The 16,998-nt window shown below is 60.2% G+C and carries 16 protein-coding genes; 9 read left to right on the top strand and 7 right to left on the bottom strand.

The window, feature by feature from the left end; all coding sequences use genetic code 11:
- Positions 1–60: 60 nt before the first annotated feature.
- The 6 genes from CK911_RS16280 to CK911_RS16260 all read right to left on the bottom strand — a co-directional run bounded on the left by CK911_RS16280 (position 61) and on the right by CK911_RS16260 (position 6,582).
- The gene (locus CK911_RS16280; RefSeq protein ID WP_172954038.1) at positions 61–1,170 is read right to left on the bottom strand and encodes a YeeE/YedE thiosulfate transporter family protein; all 1,110 of its coding nucleotides are present in this window, start codon (positions 1,168–1,170) and stop codon (positions 61–63) included.
- Between the two features lie 123 nt (positions 1,171–1,293).
- A complete protein-coding gene (locus tag CK911_RS16275) occupies positions 1,294–2,913 on the bottom strand; it encodes a methyl-accepting chemotaxis protein (protein ID WP_098971246.1) in 1,620 nt (539 codons plus the stop codon).
- 187 nt (positions 2,914–3,100) lie between these two features.
- Positions 3,101–3,997, bottom strand: a complete 897-nt coding sequence (gene rarD, locus CK911_RS16270) for an EamA family transporter RarD (protein ID WP_098971243.1) — start codon at positions 3,995–3,997, stop codon at positions 3,101–3,103.
- Positions 3,998–4,122: 125 nt separating this feature from the next.
- A complete protein-coding gene (locus tag CK911_RS21390; RefSeq protein WP_005341999.1) occupies positions 4,123–4,293 on the bottom strand; it encodes a hypothetical protein in 171 nt (56 codons plus the stop codon).
- A 125-nt stretch (positions 4,294–4,418) separates the two neighbouring features.
- Positions 4,419–5,915: an aldehyde dehydrogenase gene (locus CK911_RS16265; RefSeq protein WP_098971241.1), complete on the bottom strand. Its 1,497-nt coding sequence runs from the start codon at positions 5,913–5,915 to the stop codon at positions 4,419–4,421.
- Between the two features lie 124 nt (positions 5,916–6,039).
- Positions 6,040–6,582, bottom strand: coding sequence for a cupin domain-containing protein (locus CK911_RS16260; protein WP_068978255.1), 543 nt, complete (start codon positions 6,580–6,582; stop codon positions 6,040–6,042).
- 186 nt (positions 6,583–6,768) lie between these two features.
- Between CK911_RS16260 and CK911_RS16255 the strand changes: the two genes are divergently transcribed.
- The 6 genes from CK911_RS16255 (at position 6,769) to CK911_RS16230 (ending at position 13,381) form a co-directional block, all read left to right on the top strand.
- Entirely contained in the window at positions 6,769–8,100 is a 1,332-nt protein-coding gene (locus CK911_RS16255) for an aspartate aminotransferase family protein (protein ID WP_098971239.1), read from the top strand.
- A 91-nt stretch (positions 8,101–8,191) separates the two neighbouring features.
- Entirely contained in the window at positions 8,192–9,688 is a 1,497-nt protein-coding gene (locus CK911_RS16250; RefSeq protein WP_098971236.1) for a CoA-acylating methylmalonate-semialdehyde dehydrogenase, read from the top strand.
- Between the two features lie 83 nt (positions 9,689–9,771).
- Entirely contained in the window at positions 9,772–10,500 is a 729-nt protein-coding gene (locus CK911_RS16245) for a glutamine amidotransferase (protein WP_098971233.1), read from the top strand.
- Positions 10,501–10,681: 181 nt separating this feature from the next.
- Entirely contained in the window at positions 10,682–11,653 is a 972-nt protein-coding gene (locus CK911_RS16240; protein ID WP_042018083.1) for a LysR substrate-binding domain-containing protein, read from the top strand.
- Positions 11,654–11,758: 105 nt separating this feature from the next.
- Entirely contained in the window at positions 11,759–12,598 is an 840-nt protein-coding gene (locus CK911_RS16235) for a PfkB family carbohydrate kinase (protein WP_098971231.1), read from the top strand.
- 330 nt (positions 12,599–12,928) lie between these two features.
- Positions 12,929–13,381 carry an Rrf2 family transcriptional regulator gene (locus CK911_RS16230; protein ID WP_042018020.1) on the top strand — a complete coding sequence of 151 codons (453 nt, stop codon included), beginning with the start codon at positions 12,929–12,931 and terminating at the stop codon, positions 13,379–13,381.
- 73 nt (positions 13,382–13,454) lie between these two features.
- Here CK911_RS16230 and CK911_RS16225 read toward each other — a convergent pair whose 3' ends face one another.
- On the bottom strand, positions 13,455–13,976 hold the full coding sequence (locus tag CK911_RS16225) for a ferredoxin-type protein NapF (protein WP_068978258.1): 522 nt from the start codon (positions 13,974–13,976) through the stop codon (positions 13,455–13,457).
- A gap of 140 nt (positions 13,977–14,116) precedes the next feature.
- On the opposite strand from CK911_RS16225, the gene CK911_RS16220 reads away from it, so the two are divergent.
- The 3 genes from CK911_RS16220 to CK911_RS16210 all read left to right on the top strand — a co-directional run bounded on the left by CK911_RS16220 (position 14,117) and on the right by CK911_RS16210 (position 16,909).
- Entirely contained in the window at positions 14,117–14,332 is a 216-nt protein-coding gene (locus tag CK911_RS16220; protein WP_005339659.1) for a hypothetical protein, read from the top strand.
- Positions 14,329–15,669: a DNA recombination protein RmuC gene (gene rmuC, locus CK911_RS16215; RefSeq protein WP_098971229.1), complete on the top strand. Its 1,341-nt coding sequence runs from the start codon at positions 14,329–14,331 to the stop codon at positions 15,667–15,669. Before CK911_RS16220 ends, rmuC begins: the two co-directional genes overlap by 4 nt.
- A gap of 205 nt (positions 15,670–15,874) precedes the next feature.
- Positions 15,875–16,909, top strand: a complete 1,035-nt coding sequence (locus tag CK911_RS16210) for a virulence RhuM family protein (protein WP_098971226.1) — start codon at positions 15,875–15,877, stop codon at positions 16,907–16,909.
- Positions 16,910–16,998 lie beyond the last annotated feature (89 nt).

The following is a 16,998-nucleotide window of genomic DNA, read 5'->3' as shown; positions in this document are numbered from 1 at the left end:
AGATGCAACAACGGGAGGCCAGGCCTCCCGTTTTCTATGGTGTGCTTGCGATGTCGCGTGTCAGAGCCCAAACAGCGGGCGCAGGCGAATGCCGATCAGGCTGCCTGCCAGTGCCATCAACATCCAGACCCAGCCGTGCAGGCTGCCAGACGCTGTGCCATCAAAGAAGCCGCCGAGGTTGCAGGCGGCGTACATGGCCCCCATCCCCATCAGCAGGCCGCCAATGATGGATGCCAGACTGTTGCCGAGCCGCATCGGGGCGAAGTTGCCGCCACCGCTCAGGCAGCGCGCCAGCATGGCCCCCAGAATGCCGAGCCAGAACATGCCGACCATGGGGTTGATAAAGAGCGGCTGGGCCAGTTTCGGGTTCCCCTCGAACAGGCCAAACAGGGAGGCGCCGCGCAGCGCCATGTCATAGACGGCGCCGGTGATGGTCCAGGCCGAGCCGTGCAGGGCGACCACTGCCGAGTTGAGCAGGGCGATGATGATGCCGCCGGTCAGCACGGTGAAGCGGCCATCGCGCCAGAACAGATTGCCACCGCTGAAGAGAGGCTTGAGCTCGCCGGTGCGCTTGAGTTCGCTGTTGCGAAACAGCATGAACAGCACGGCGACCAGCGCCAGGTTGAGCAGCATGCCGCTCCAGATATTGCCGGTCAGGTCTTTGGCCAATACCACATGACTGGAGAAGGTGGCGGTCAGTTCAGGCCGGAACTGGTTGCTGATGAGGGTGCCGATGCCGTAGCAGATCAGCACCAGCCAGAAGCGGGGTTGCCCCTCGCCACAGCAGTAGAGAGTACCGGTGGCGCAGACGCCTGCCAGCTGCATGCCGATGCCGAACAGGAAGGCTCCGACGATGAAAGGAATGCCGATAGCCATCACGTTGCCCACCATGGCATCGCCAAACAGGGCGTGACTAAAGGAGAGGAAACAGGTGAACAGCAGAATTTCGATGGCGATGGTGAGCAGGTGAACCCGCACATAGTAACTGTTGCGCTTGGTCAGCATTTCGCGCCAACCGAAGACGATGCCGAAGCGGCTGAAGGAGAGGGTGAAGCCGAAGCCGAATCCGATCAGGGCCATCAGAGCCCATTTCATACCAAAGGTGTTGCCAAGCCAGAGTAACGCTCCCCCCGCGAGTGCCACGATGGGGAGCGACCATTTTCGATTCATGTCAGTTGATCCTTGCAGTTGGTTTTTTAGAGGGGCGGATCCTATTCCCTCATGGAGTCCAATGCTACCCATTTTGCTAACGCAGAGGAAAATGGCGGCGCTGACTCCCGTCAGCACCGGGGATCAGTGGCGGGTGGTGTCGAGATGGAAGTGGCGAGTCTGCTTGGTCAGGATGCGGGCGTGCTGGGCGACCATGGTCGCCTCTTCGGCGGCGTGACTGGCACTCTGGTTGACCTCGGCCGCCAGCCGGGACATCTCGCTGACCTGATGATTAATCCCCTGAATGAGACGGGTCTCATCGCTCATTAGCTGATCGACCTGGGCAATGCGCTGATTGATCTCCTCGCAGCTCTGTCCGATCCGGGCGACGCTCTGGCGCGCCGTCATCGCGTGGGTGACCGCCTGTTCGACTCGGGCCAGCTCGGCATCCATCTCGCTGGCGGCGCGCAGGCTGACATCCTGGATCTTGCCGATGATGGTGTTGATCTCGGTGGTGGCGCTGCCGGTGCGGGTCGCCAGCGAGCGGACTTCATCGGCAACCACGGCAAAACCACGCCCTTGTTCGCCAGCCCGCGCCGCTTCGATGGCGGCATTGAGCGCCAGTAGATTGGTCTGTTCCGCAATGCCGTGGATAGCGCCAGCCAGCCCGGCAATTTGCTGCGAGAGTCCGGTCAGATCCGAAATGGTGCGAGATACCCGCTTCACTCCCGCAGCTTGCTCCTCGATCACCTGTTCAACGGTGTGAATGGCGTGAGTGGCTTCTTGTGCGCGGGTGGCGGACTGCAGGGTCTGCTCCCCCACTTGATGCAGTTGGCTACCTGCCTGCTCGATGGCGTGGGTGAGCTGTTCGATGGCCTGCTCGATATGTTGGGCCGCCCCAACCTGTGCCTCACTGTCATCGGCATGGCGCTGTGCCATGGCTGTCAGGTTGGTGGCGCGATCATCCAGCGTGCTGGCGCTGCGCTGCAGCGACGCCACCAGAGTGGCAAGCTGGTCGCGCATTGCCCCGATCTGGCGGATCAGTTCACCGATGGCATCAAGACCCGGCTCCGGCATGGGGCGGTTCAGCTCTCCTTTGGCGATGGCTGCGGTGGCTTTGCCGGCGGCCAGCAGTCGCTGCTGGGTCGGCCGTCCCAGCCAGAAGATGAGCCCGGCACCCAGCAGTGCGGCGCACAGCAACAGGCCGTAACAGAGTTGGGTGGTGCTGGCGAGATGGACCATCTGTTCGGCGGCATACTGGTTGCCGCTGATGACGGTGGCATCCACTCCCAGCCGGTGGGCGTTATAGAGGGTGTGCAGGCGCGCGGCAATCGCTCCCGCTTGCATCAGATCGCCCGCCTTGATGGCGGGGACAAACTGGGCGTTGAGCAGTTGCCAGAACAGCTCCCCCTGCACTTTTTGCTCCCCCAGCAGCAGCTCCCTGAGGGGGTCGTTCAGGTTGCTCTCTTGCCAGAAGCGGTTGCGGCTCTCGAACTCTTGCTGCAGCCGTGCGAGGGTTTGCAGCAGTGCCTCCCGCTCCTCCGGTTTGGCATGGAGCAGGGTGTAGACCTGCAACTGTGATTCGATGAGGTAGAGGGGCGGCGGCAGAATATCGGCCACCACGTCCTTCCCCTGTCCCATCTGGTCTGCTGCGCTCCGGACCGAGTAAAGTCCGAAAAAGCTGATGGAGATCAGCGTGATAATGACCATGATCCCCAGAACCTGGCCAAAAAGCAGGGATCTGTCGTGAATTTGCTTGAGCATGCTGCCTCCATTCGGCTCCGTTCATGGATAGCATAGCTCTCTGTGAGGAGGATATGACTCGGATGTGGCCTTTGGATCGTCAGGTAGCTGGCTGTCGGCGCTGGTGCGCGGGAGGTAGTTGTCAGTAGGGGGCGGGTGGCACAAAAAAGAACCCCGGCAGATGAGCCGGGGCACAGGGTAGGTGGCGTTATGCCTGTTTTGGCACAGCTCTGCCTCGACGCAGGCCATCAAGGCTAAACAGCACCAGCGCGCTCCAGATGCAGGCGAAGGTGAGCTGCTTGTCTATCGCCAACTCTTCCCCGTAGAGGGTGACCGCGAGAATGAACATCAAACTGGGGCCTATGTACTGAAAGAAGCCCAAGGTGGAGAGCTTGAGCCGGGTCGCGGCGGCAGTGAAGCAGAGCAGGGGAGCCGTGGTGACGGCACCGGCGGCGATCAGCAGCAGATTGAGGTGCCAATCATTTTCTGTGAGATGGCTGGTGGGACTGTCGGCGAAACCCCACAGATAGATGGCCGCTGGCGGCAGCATGATCATGGTTTCGATCAGCAGACCGGTGAGGGCATCGAGGGCCAGTTTTTTGCGCACCAGACCATAGATGGCGAAGCTCGACGCCAGCACCAGCGCAATCCAGGGCAGGGAGCCAAAGGCGATGAGCTGGATCGCCACTCCGGCAAAGGCCAGTGCGACGGCCCACCACTGCAGGCGGCGCAGCTTCTCGCTCAGAAACACCATCCCCAGCAGCACGTTGAACAGCGGGTTGATGTAGTAGCCGAGGCTGGCATCCAGCATGTGGCCGTTGTTGATGGCCCAGATAAACAGCAGCCAGTTGCCACCGACGGTGACCGAGGTAAACGCCAGAGTGAGCAGCACTTTTGGCTGGCGCAGCACTGCCTGCACCTTGTGCCACTGGCGACCGAGCAGGGTCAGCACCATCAGCAAGGCGCAGGACCAGATCATCCGGTGGGTCAGGATCTCGGCGGCCGGGACGGCAGAGAGGGTCTTGAAATAGATGGGGGCTATGCCCCAAAGGGTATAGGCGCACAGGGCGTAGATGACGCCCTGACGCTGGATCTGTTGCGGCATGGGGATGACCTTTACTGAAGCGTTGGATGCGGGAAAACATCGCAAAAAATCAGTGTAGCGATCCTTTTGCGGGGAAAGAAGCGAATAAACGAAGTTTGAGGAGAAGGAAAAGCGTGGCTGGCCGGTCAGCCTTTACCGCGGCGGATCTTGTCGACGTCCATCAACAGCCACAACATCAGGGCGATGGCGGAGATCCAGGGGCCCCAGGTCACGTAGGCCTCGCCGTGCCCCAGCACGAAGAACAGCAGGGGCAAACCGATCACCAGAAAAAGTACGCTTCCCAGAAAAAATAGCATTTTGTCTTTATATTTAACATGTTGGCTTTTTTATCATTATAAGGATTGAGCTCTGTGATGGAAGGCCAAAAATGCAAAAGGGGGATTTCTCCCCCTTTTTGATCCGATAGCGCTGCTTTGTCGTGCTATTCCAGCTGAATCCAGGTGCTTTTCAGCTCGGTGTACTTTTCCAGTGCATGGAGCGACTTGTCGCGGCCATTGCCGGACTGTTTGAATCCGCCGAATGGCATGGTCATGTCGCCACCATCCCAGTTGTTGACGAACACGGTACCGGCGCGCAGGGCGCGGGAGCCTTTCACTGCCTTGTTGAGATCCGCCGTCCAGATCGCTGCCGCCAGCCCGTAGTCGCTGTCGTTGCCCAGTGCAATGGCCTCTTCGAGGGTATCGAAACCGGTCACTGCCAGCACCGGGCCGAAGATCTCCTCACGGAAGATCCGCATCTGCTGGGTCACGTCGTCGAAGATGGTGGGCTCGATATAGAAGCCGCCGCTCGCGCTGTTGGTGCGGTTGCCGCCGAGTATCAGTTTGGCTCCCTCCTGCTGGCCAATCTCGATATAGCGCAGCACCTGCTCCATCTGGATGTGGTCCACCATGGCGCCGATGCGGGTGGCTGGATCGAGCGGGTCGGCTGAAATCCACTCCTTGGCGTGGGCCAGCAGCCGCTCCATAAATTGCGGTTTGATGCTGTTTTGCACCAGCAGGCGAGAGGCGGCGGTACACACCTCGCCCTGGTTGTAGAAGATGGCGCCAGCGGCGCTCTTGGCGGCGGCGTCCAGATCCGGCGCATCCGCCAGTATGATGTTGGGGCTTTTGCCGCCGCACTCCATAAAGGCGCGCTTGAGGTTGGATTTGCCGGAGCACTGCACCAGATGTTTGCCGATCTTGGTGGAGCCGGTGAAGGTGATGCAGTCCACATCTATGTGCATGGCCAGCGCTTCGCCCACGGTATGGCCAAAGCCCGGCAGCACGTTGAACACCCCGTCCGGAATGCCCGCCTCTTTGGCCAGACCTGCGATACGCAGGGCGGTCAGAGGGGATTTTTCGGAAGGCTTGAGGATCACCGAGTTGCCGGTGGCGAGCGCCGGGCCCAGCTTCCAGCAGGCCATCACCAGCGGGAAGTTCCACGGCACTATGGCGGCGACCACCCCGAGCGCTTCGCGGGTCACCAGCGCCAGGGCGGACTCCTCCACCGGGGCTACCTGATCGTAGATCTTGTCGATCGCTTCGGCGTTCCAGGCGATGCAGTTGGCGGCGGCGGGGGCGTCATAGCCCATGGCATCGCCGATGGGTTTGCCCATGTCGAGCGACTCCAGCAGCGCCAGCTCCAGCTTGTTGAGGCGCATCAGCTCGGCGAAGCGCTGCATGATCAGTTTGCGTTGCTTCGGCGGCAGGCCGCTCCAGCGTTTGTCGTTGAAGGCATCACGGGCGGCCTGCACCGCCAGTTCGGCATCGGCAGCATCGCAGGCCGCCACCTTGGTCAGCAGCTTGCCGTTGGCCGGGTTGATGCAATCGAAGGTGGCGCCATTGACGGCATCCCGATAGCTGCCGTTGATAAAGGCTTGCGAGGGCAGGGTCAGATGGGCGGCCTTGTGTTGCCACTGGGCCAGGGTCAGGTCACTCATGTTCACTCCTTGAACCGGCAAAAGTCAGTTTCCGCGTATCAATATGCTAAACATCCTGCCGCTTGTAAATCCATCTTGTAACAATTCATTAAACATTGGCCCCCTGCCGACGCGCGTCCGAATGTCAGAAACTGGCGGGGGTGTTGGCTGAAATCAGCATGCACTCCTGCTCGCCACTATTGCGAAAACGGTGGGGGGTGCGGCTGTCGAAGTAGTAGCCATCCCCGGCGCCCAGCAGGTAGATCTGTTCGCCCACGGTCACTTCAACTTCGCCCTTGATGACGATGCCGCATTCTTCACCTTCGTGGCTCAGCATGTCGTCGCCGGTGTCGGCTCCCGGTGGCAGTACCTCCTGCAACATGCCGATGGCGCGGTTGGCACGGCTATGCCCGACCAGCCGGTAGCTGATGGGGTGAGTGCCGAGATCCGGCATATCGGCGGCACGGAAGATCACTTCGGTGCTCATTTCGGTCTCTTCGGTGAAGAAGCTGGCCAGCGACATGGGGATGCCTTCCAGCACCTTGCGCAGGGAGGAGACAGAGGGGCTCACCTGATTTTTCTCGATCTGGGAGATAAATCCGTTGGTCACACCGGAGCGCTTGGCCAGCTCGCGCTGGGAGAGGGCTGCCGTGGTGCGAACCGCCTTGAGGCGGTGACCGATATCCATCTATAGACACTCCTTGACTGTTTACTATTATTAAAATTGTGTTAAATATCTTATACCACCCTGTTGATGCGTCTAGCTAGGGGTGGCACCAGACAGGGCGATAACGAGCCCTTTTTTATGGATTCAGGTGTTTAATTTAATAGGCATTGGCCGACAGTTGCTAAACACCTTAAGGATGAGGTGACCATGAAACCGATCAGCGACATCAATACGCCCTCCGACATGTCCGCGTTCTGGATGCCGTTCACCGCCAACCAGCAGTTCAAGGCGGCGCCGCGCATCCTGAAGTCGGCAGAGGGGATGTATTATCACTCAGAGGATGGCCGCAAGATACTGGATGGCACAGCCGGACTCTGGTGTTGCAACGCGGGCCATGGTCGGCGCGAGATTGCCGAGGCGGTCTCCCAGCAGATTTCCCACCTCGATTTCGCCCCCACTTTCCAGATGGGCCACCCCCTGCCGTTCGAACTGGCCAACCGGCTGGTGGAGATTGCCCCCAAGGGGTTTGGCCACGTCTTCTATACCAACTCCGGTTCTGAATCGGTCGATACCGCGCTCAAAATCGCGCTGGCTTGGCAGCGGGCTCGTGGTCAGGGCACCCGCACCCGGCTGATTGGCCGTGAGCGTGGCTATCACGGGGTCGGTTTTGGCGGTATCTCGGTGGGGGGCATTCCCGGCAACCGCAAGTGGTTCGGCTCCCTGCTGACCGGGGTGGATCATCTGCCGCATACCCTCAACATCGCCAAGAACGCCTTCACCAAAGGGCTGCCTGAGGAGGATGTGGCGCTGGCCGACGAGCTGGAGAAGATCGTCTTCCTGCACGATGCCAGCAATATCGCGGCGGTGATCGTCGAGCCCATCGCTGGCAGTACCGGCGTGTTGATGCCGCCCAAAGGCTACCTCAAGCGGTTGCGGGAGATCTGTACCAAACACGGCATCCTGCTGATTTTTGACGAGGTGATCACCGGTTTCGGTCGCCTCGGCTCCCCCTTCGCCGCCCAAGAGTTCGATGTCATTCCCGACATGATCACCTGTGCCAAGGGGCTCACCAACGGCGCTATCCCGATGGGGGCGGTGCTGGTGCAGAAGCACATTTATGACGACATGATGGCGGCGGGCAAGGGGGCCATCGAGCTGTTCCACGGCTACACCTACTCCGGCCATCCGGTGGCTGCGGCCGCCGGGCTGGCGACCCTCGAGATCTATCGCAACGAGAACCTGCTCAGCCGCGCCGCCGATTTGGCGGGCTACTGGGAGGAGGCGGCCCATTCGCTGAAGGGCTGCAAGCATGTGAAGGATGTGCGCAACTACGGGCTGGTGGCGGGCATCGAGCTGGAATCCATGCCGGATGCGCCGGGCAAGCGCGCTTATGAAGTGTTTGTGCGCTGCTTCGAGAAGGGGGCGCTTGTCCGCGTCACCGGCGACATCATTGCCCTGTCGCCACCTCTCATCATCGAGCGCAGCCAGATCGACGATCTCTTCACCCTGCTGCAGGATGTCCTGCAGGCACAACCCTAACCCATTTGATGGCCCCGCACTGGCGGGGCCTTGCGTTGGCGCGCATCAGCAAGCGCAACGCAGTCACCACATCAGTCATCACGGAGGATACATGACATACAGGGTCAGCAACTTCATCAACGGCCAGCTGCAGGAGAGTCGCAGCGAGCGCCAGGGTGCCATCTTCAATCCCGCCTGTGGCAAGCAGCAGGGGAGTGTCGTGCTGTCGAGCGCCGCCGAGTGTCAGGAGGCGATCGCCATCGCCGAGCGCGCCTTTGCCGACTGGTCGCAAACCCCGCCGTTGGTGCGGGCGCGGGTCTTGTTCCGCTTCAAGGAGTTGATGGAGCAGCACAGGGACGAGCTGGCCCAGCTCATTAGTCGCGAGCATGGCAAGGTCTTCTCCGACGCGCAGGGTGAGCTGACCCGTGGGCTGGAAGTGGTGGAGTTTGCCTGTGGCATCCCCCATCTGCTCAAGGGGGAGCACTCCCTCAACGTTGGTCGCGGAGTAGACAGCTACTCCATGATGCAGCCGGTGGGGGTCTGCGCCGGTATCACCCCGTTCAACTTCCCGGCCATGGTGCCGCTCTGGATGTTCCCGGTCGCCATCGCCTGCGGCAACACCTTTATCCTCAAACCCTCCGAGAAGGATCCCTCCCTCTCCCTGCGGATGGCCGAGCTGCTCAAGGAGGCCGGTCTGCCGGACGGGGTGCTCAACGTGGTGAACGGTGACAAGGAGGTGGTGGATGTGCTGCTGACCGATCCGCGGGTCGGTGCCGTGTCATTTGTCGGCTCCACCCCCATCGCCCAGTACATCTATGCCACCGCCTCGGCCCACGGCAAGCGGGTGCAGGCGCTGGGCGGCGCCAAGAACCACATGGTGGTGATGCCGGATGCGGATCTCGATCAGGCGGTTTCCGCCCTGATGGGGGCCGCTTATGGGGCGGCGGGCGAGCGCTGCATGGCCATTTCTGTAGCGGTGGTAGTCGGTGACGAGACCGCCGATGCGCTGGTGGCCAAGTTGACACCGCTGGTGGAACAGCTGCGGGTGGGCCCAGGGCTGGGCCAGAGTCCGGAGAACGAGATGGGGCCGCTCATTAGCCGGGAGCATCTGGCCAAGGTACGCGGTTATGTGGATCAGGGAGTCGCCGAGGGGGCTGCGCTGCGGGTCGATGGCCGCACGCTGAACCACGAGGAGGGGTACTTTATCGGTGGTTGCCTGTTTGATGAGGTGACGCCAGAGATGCGCATCTACCGCGAGGAGATCTTCGGCCCGGTGCTTGCCATCGTGCGGGTGCCGGACTACGAGACGGCGCTGCGCCTTATCAATGAACATGAGTACGGCAACGGCACCGCCATCTTTACCTGTGATGGCGACACCGCGCGGGACTTCACGGCGCGGGTGCAGGTCGGTATGGTAGGGGTGAACGTTCCCATTCCGGTGCCGATGGCGTTTCATAGCTTTGGTGGCTGGAAGCGATCCATCTTCGGGCCGCTCAATATGCACGGGCCGGACGGGGTTCGCTTCTATACCCGGATGAAGACGGTGACGGCGCGCTGGCCCCAGAGCCTGCGCAGTGGTGCCGAGTTCTCCATGCCGACCATGAAGTGACGTGCTGGTGCGTGTTCATGGCCTAACCTTTTGCCCCCGCCGGTCGTAGATTGGCGGGGGCGAACTCTGTAAAGGAACAACAGATGCGATTGGGAATTCTCGATTGTGACCGGCTCGATCCCGATCTGGCGGATCGTTTTGGCCCCGTTTACTCCGAGATGTTTATCAGGGGCTTTGCGGCCCTGGCCCCCGAACTGGAATTTCGGGTCTGGTCGGCTCTCGATGGAGAACTGCCGGAGGATCTGCACGAGTGCGATGCCTGGCTCATCACCGGCTCTCGCCACGATGCTTACAGCGATATCCCCTGGATTCAGGCGCTGCGGGCGTGGATCCACCAGGCGCACGATGCCGACGTCAAGCTGGCCGGTGTCTGCTTCGGTCATCAGGTGATCGCCCAGGCGCTGGGCGGCGAAGTGGTGAAGTCCACCAAGGGGTGGGGGCTGGGGGTGGCGGTTCACCCCATGCTGGCGGATGCACCCTGGATGGTGCCGGCGCGAGATCAGATCCGCATTCTGGCCAGTCATCAGGATCAGGTAGCCCTGCTGCCACCTGGGGCAACCCGGCTGGCGGGCAACGATTTTTGTCCCAACTTCATGTTCTTGCAGGGGGATCACATCGTTGCCATTCAGGGGCACCCTGAGTTCTCGGTGGAGTACAACCGGGCGCTGATCGAGCGGCGCCGTGGCCTGTTGCCCGACGAGCGCTACCAGAGCAGCCTCTCTTCGCTGGAGGGGGAGGTTGATTCGGCGACCATGATGCAGTGGCTGCTACAGTTTTTGGGGATTTTGTCGCTGCAGGCTGGCGCGGCCTGAACCCGGTTTGTGGTTTGTCAGTCCCCTCTTCGGGTGCTAGATTCTGTAGCAAAATGAAGGACCAAGCGCTGCGATGTCGGGATCGGGTGATACACTGGCTGCCCTTTGTGGCGGCCAGTTTGTCTGGCTTGATCGCCGCACCAGTCTGAGCCAACCCCGCCTGAGCACAGAGAGTGAAGCCGTGAAACTACAGCAGTTAAAGTATTTGATCGCGATCCGGGATCACAACCTCAATGTATCAGTGGCATCTGATGCGCTCTATACCAGTCAGCCCGGGGTCAGCAAACAGATTGGCCTGCTGGAGAGCGAACTGGGGGTGCGGATCTTCGAGCGCCGCGGCAAGCACCTGCATCGCATTACGCCGGTGGGGGAAGAGATCATCAAGTGTGCCGAGGCGATGCTCAATATCGAGAGCAAGATCAAGGCGATCTCCCGCGAGTATCTGGACCCGACCGTGGGCACCCTCAATATTCACACCACCCACACCATCGCCCGTTACCTGTTGCCCAAGTCGGTCACCTACTTCACCAAGAAGTACCCCAAGATCTCGTTCCACCTCCATCCGGTGATGTCGGCGAGCAAGGAGCAGATCAGCAAGGGTTACTCCGATTTCTCCATCGTTGCCCACGAGATTGGCTGTGACAAGGAGCTGATCGCGCTGCCTGCCTACCTCTGGACCCTCTCGCTGGTGGTGCCGCAGGATCACCCGCTGGCCAAGGTAAAGAAGCCGACCCTGGAGCAGCTCTGCCACTACCCGATCCTCAGCTACGAGAGCGGGGCCACAGGCCGTCAGGTGCAGGACGAGGTATTCCATGCCGCCGGTCTCGCCCCAAGCTACTACATGACGGTGATGGATGCCGGGGTGATCAAGCGCTACGTGGAACTGGGCTTTGGCATCGGCATCATCTCCTCGCTGGTGGCCAACGACACAGATGCCCCGGGGTTGGTCTCCATCAATCTGGAGCACCTGTTCAAGCCCTGTCCGGCGCAGATCTGTTTCAGCAAGAGCATACTGCTGCAGAACTACATGTATGACTTCATCAGCTCCTTCTCGCCTCACCTCACCAAGGAGGTGATTCAGAGTGTGATGCAGCAGCCGACCCAGGCGCGCATTGACGAGCTGCTGGCCGGGGTGGAGTTGCCCATCTATTGATCCCGATCGGATTCCCGATCGCTGCCGGTTGTCTCTTCTGTCAGGCTGGGCTCTACTCGGGGTTCAGCCTTCTTTTCTGGGCTATCTCCATCGTCCGAGGTCTCTATGTCCCGCATTCTGCTGCTTGCCAATCTCAACTGTGATCATGTGCTCTCCCTCTCCGAACCGCTGGTGGCGGGGGCCCGGCTGCAATATGTGGATCAGGGACGCAGGCTGGGGGGCGGCGCCGCCAACACCGGCATCGGGCTGGTATGGGCCGGCCACGAGGTGACTATTGCCTCTCGCATCGGACTGGATGAGGCCGGTGACTGGCTGTTGGAGCAGGCGGCCGGTTACGGGCTGGATTGCAGCCATGTGGAGCGTTTTGGCGGCGAGACCGGCGAACTGCTCATTCTGGTGGACTCCACTGGGGAGCGCACCATACTGCGCCGCCCGCGGCGCCCCGATGTGCCGGGCGATTTGCCGCTGGAGGGGATCGACTGCCTCTATGTGAACTATCCCGGTACCGCCATCATCAGTTACATGCGCCAGATGCTCGGCAAGAGCTTCGTGGTGGCCCAGTATCCCAAAGGGGGGCAGGCCCGCCGCCCTTGCCATGTGCTGGTGGCCTCCCGCTCCGATCTCGGGGAGGTGAGCGACCCCTGGCAACATGCCCGCCAGCTGGCGGGGGAGCAGCTCGAATGGCTGGTGCTGACCGAGGGCAAGGCAGGGGCGGTCGCTATTCATGGTGATGAGCAGATCCGGGTCGCTGCCCGGCCGGTTTCGGTGGTCGATACCACGGGGGCGGGGGATGCCTTCGCCGGTGGCCTGATCCACGGTCTGGCGCGGGGCATGGCAATCAAGGATGCCCTGCAGTGCGCGGTGGACTGGGGGGCATTCGCCGTCGCTTCCGAGAGCTCCATCCCCTCGGTCGCCCTGAAAAACTGGCTGAAACAGCCCCACTGAGCCACCTCTCTGCCGGTCGATTCAGGATTGGAGCTCGGGCTATGCAGCGGTTCGTCGAGGGGGCTTGGCGAGGGGGACGGTTCGGGAGATTTACCCGCAATAAAGCGGGCAAACGCCGGGGTAACCCGGCAAGTTTGCGATCAATCAAAGAAAGTGTCGATTTATGTGCATCTTCATCGACACCCGCTGGTGCTGCTCTTAACCTGTCACTCCGCAACTCAGATTAAGAGACAGGCCCCCTGGTGAACAGGGACGAACCGGTTGTCTCCTGCCTCTTAGCTCAATGTTGTCGTCCTGATTCCTGGCTTGTAGTAAGAGGCAAGTGAGACCATGCAACTGACACGATTTACCGACTACGCCCTGCGTACCCTGACCTTTCTGGCGATTCAGCCAGGGGATCGCCTGTCGACAATTACCGAAGTGGCCGACACCTTTGCGATCTCGCGCAACCATGTGGTCAAAATTGTGCACCAGCTTGGTATCAAGGGATATATCGAGACGGTACGTGGCAAGCACGGTGGCATCCGCTTGGGTCGCTCAGCGGTCTCCATCAATCTGCGGGATGTGGTGATGGACATGGAGCACGTGCTCTGTCCGGTCGACTGCAAGCGCGAGAACTGCCGTCTCTCCGGTGGCTGTCGTATTCAGGGCATTCTGCGCCGCGCCATGAATGCTTTCCTCGAAGTGCTGGGTGAATACACACTGGCCGATGCGGTGCGTGATCCTAATCGTCTCTGCCACCTGCTGGGTATCGAGCAGGATCCCGTCGTGACCATGGCCTGACAGGGCGCGAAATAACGAATACGCGATAAAGGGACCTTGATTGGTCCCTTTTGCTTTTGTGCGCAGGTGGTTTTTAACGACTGCCCGGCTGGCGGATCAGGGTGATGGCGCCGTGCAGGCAGGCGAGGCCGCAGGCACCGCAGCCGTTGCAGGCATCCATGTTGACGTTGATGCCATCGGCGCTGGCCTTGATCGCCTGCTGGGGGCAGGCATCTTCACAGAGCAGGCAGTAGAAGCCCTGTCTGGCCTGACAGCTCTCCTCGATCTGGACCCGGGTCTGCACCTGACGACCCAGTTGCAGGTCGAGGGCGCCGGTAGGACAAGCTCTGGCGCAACTGCCGCAGTAGCTGCACTGGCCGCAGGCGAGATCGAGCACCGGCGTACCGGCGATGGGGCTCCCCTCGTACTCCTCTTGGGTGGCCGGCTTGAGCAGGCCGCGCGGGCAGGCCTTGAAGCACTCGCCGCAACGGTTGCAGAGGGAGAGGTACTGGGACTCCTCGATGGCCCACGGCGGGCGCGCTTCATGGCAAACTACGGCGGGCTTGCGGGAAGCTTGCCAGCCTTGCGTCAGCCAACGGAGGAAATAGTGAGTCATGCGCGCCCCTGATACCTATTAGGGGTTAATTTTATCGAAGTTTCGGCAAGCAGGCCAGAGAATAGCGGCCACCAGGATCGCAAGCGCAGTTGCCCTTGTGTAAGCTAGGCGGGTCTTTTTGCCTGGTTGAATGAAAACATATGTGGTTATTTCTCTGGCGTGCTTCCCTGCTCTACGTCTTTCCCCTGCTGATGTGGGCCTATTGCCGCATCAAGGATATCGAGTTCGCCGAGCTCGACACCGGCGTCAACACCCACAAGTGGGTGGTGCTGGCCGCCTACCTTATCTACGTGGTGCTCTGGATTTTGGTTAACCGTTATCTCGAGCTCTTCTTGCGTCAACGGAGTCGCAAATGATCGACCCCGGGCTCTGGGGGATCTTGCTGCCTGCCGCCGTGCTGGCCCTCGGGCTTGGTTGGCTGATCGGGCGGCGAGCGGCCACGGCGCAGGCTCAGGAACTGATGCTGGTGCAGGAGCGCCATCAGGCGCTGCAAGATCGCTTCGACGAGTTGCAGGATGAGCGGATGCAGGGCCAGCAGAAGCTGGATCAGCAGCAGACCCTGCTGATCAAGCTCACCGCCCGCCTCAAGGATGCGGAAGCAACCCTGCGCAGCGAGCGGCTGGCCGCCGCCGAGAAGCTGCAACTGCAACAGGAGGCGGAACAGCGCCTCAGCCAGCAGTTCGAGAACCTCGCCAACCGGATCTTCGAGCAAAACTCCGGTAACTTCCGCGAATTGAACCAGAACAGCCTGGATCTGCTGCTCACGCCGCTCAAAGAGCAGCTGGAGGGCTTTCGCCGTCAGGTGGGGGAGACCCACGCCCAGGAGACGGCCCAGCGTCACAGTCTCAAGTTCGAGCTGGAGCGCCTCGCCGAGCTCAATGCCCGCATGACCGAAGAGGCAGCGGCGCTGACCCGCGCCCTCAAGGGCGACAGCAAGCAGCAGGGCAACTGGGGCGAAGTGGTGCTGGCGCGGATCCTCAGCGAATGCGGCCTGCGCGAGGGCCACGAGTACCACACCCAGGTCAATATCGAGGTGGAGAAGGGCAAGCGCTACCAGCCCGACGTGATCGTCCACCTGCCGCAGGAAAAAGACATCATCATCGACGCCAAGGTATCGCTGACCGCCTACGAGCGCTGGTACAACAGCGATGACGAGCTGGAGAAGGCGGTGGCGCTCAAGGAGCACGTCGCCTCGGTGCGCAACCATATCCGCGAGCTGGGCCGCAAGGATTACCAGCAACTGCCCGGGGTGCGTACCCTCGACTATGTGCTGATGTTCGTGGCGGTGGAGCCTGCCTTTTTCACCGCGCTGGAAGCCGATCCCTCGCTGGTGCGCTACGGCCTCGACCATAACATCCTGCTGGTGAGCCCCACCAACCTGATGGTGGCGCTGCGCACCATCGAGAACCTGTGGCGCTACGAGCGGCAGAACCAGAATGCCCGCCAGATTGCCGAACGGGCCGGGCGCCTCTACGAAAAGCTGCGGCTGTTTGTGGAGGAGATGCAGCAGATGGGTGGCAGCCTGCACAAGGCGCAGGAGAGCTACGACAAGGCGATGGGGCGGCTGGTCAACGGCCGTGGCAACCTGATTGCGCAGGTCGAGCGTTTCCGCGAACTGGGGGTGGAGGTGACCAAGAGCCTGCCCGAGCCGCTGGTGGAGCGGGCGCTGGAACGCGATCAGGATCGGGAGTAGTTAGCCAGATGACGCTGCTGCTCAACTACCAACGTGGTTCCGTAAGCAGTGAAACAGGATGTGGTTAATACGCTACTGAACGAAGGTGACATCCCCCCAATTTTGCTGAACGTCACCATAGGTGATGGCAAGTTACATCGAGCTGATTTTTGACATAATGAAGCGGTGTAATAACGACGCCCCATAACGCAGAGAGGTTGATTGAATGGCAGATAACATCCCTCAGGCTCCTCAAGGCGAGTTGGTTCTCTTTACCAGTGCGGATGGTCACACCCGTGTCGAGTGCCGCTTTGAATCAGACACCTTGTGGCTTTCTCAAGCCGCGATGGCAGAACTTTATGACAAGGATGTTCGTACCATCAATGAGCACCTGATCAATATCTACAATGAAGGTGAACTTGTACAAAACGCAACCATCCGGAAATTCCGGATGGTTCGATTAGAAGGAACCCGCCAAGTATCTCGTGAAATCGACCACTATAATCTCGATGCAATTCTGGCTGTGGGATATAGAGTCCGTTCACTACGTGGCACACAATTTCGTCAATGGGCAACCCAGACATTAAAAGAGTATCTGATTAAGGGCTTCGTTATGGATGATGAACGCCTGAAAAACCCGCCGGTAGGTAATTCTGCGGTACCAGATTATTTTGATGAAATGCTGGAACGTATTCGCGATATCCGAGCCAGCGAGCGCCGTGTATATCTGCGGGTAAAAGAGATCTTCACCATGGCCGCTGATTACGAGCCATCAAACCAGGAGACAAACCGATTTTTTCAAACTATCCAGAATAAACTGCATTATGCCTGCACGCATATGACAGCGGCAGAACTTATCGCCAGTCGTGTTGATGCCAGTAAGCCTGATATGGGCCTGACCAGCTATAAAGGCGACGAAGTGCGCAAGACGGATGTCACGGTCGCCAAAAACTATCTGCGTGAAGATGAAGTCAAAGAGCTCAATCGCATTGTTAACATGTGGCTCGATTTTGCCGAAGACCAAGCACTGCGCCGCAAACAAGTATTCCTAAAGGACTGGGCTGAGAAACTCGATCAGTTCTTGAGTTTTAACGATCGGGATGTGTTGAGCGGAGCGGGCAAAGTCTCCAAAAAAACAGCAGATGAGAAGGCAAAACTGGAATTTGATCGCTTCGCAGAACAACGCCGACGCTTGAAAGAAGCTGAAGGGGCTTTGTCCAATATTGCCGCCCTAAGGGCTATGTTCAAAAAAGAGAAATAGCGATCCGAAGGATCTGCTCCATGTGTTTGCCTACGTAGAATAACAACGGCCCACCGAAGTGGGCCGTTGTTATTTTCAGTGCCGGTGTG

Origin of the sequence: Aeromonas sp. CU5 (assembly GCF_002586745.1) — a bacterium.
In the GTDB taxonomy this organism is placed as follows: domain Bacteria; phylum Pseudomonadota; class Gammaproteobacteria; order Enterobacterales; family Aeromonadaceae; genus Aeromonas; species Aeromonas sobria.
The sequence above is the reverse complement of the archived record's forward strand: the minus strand, read 5'-3'. Positions and strand labels throughout refer to the sequence as shown.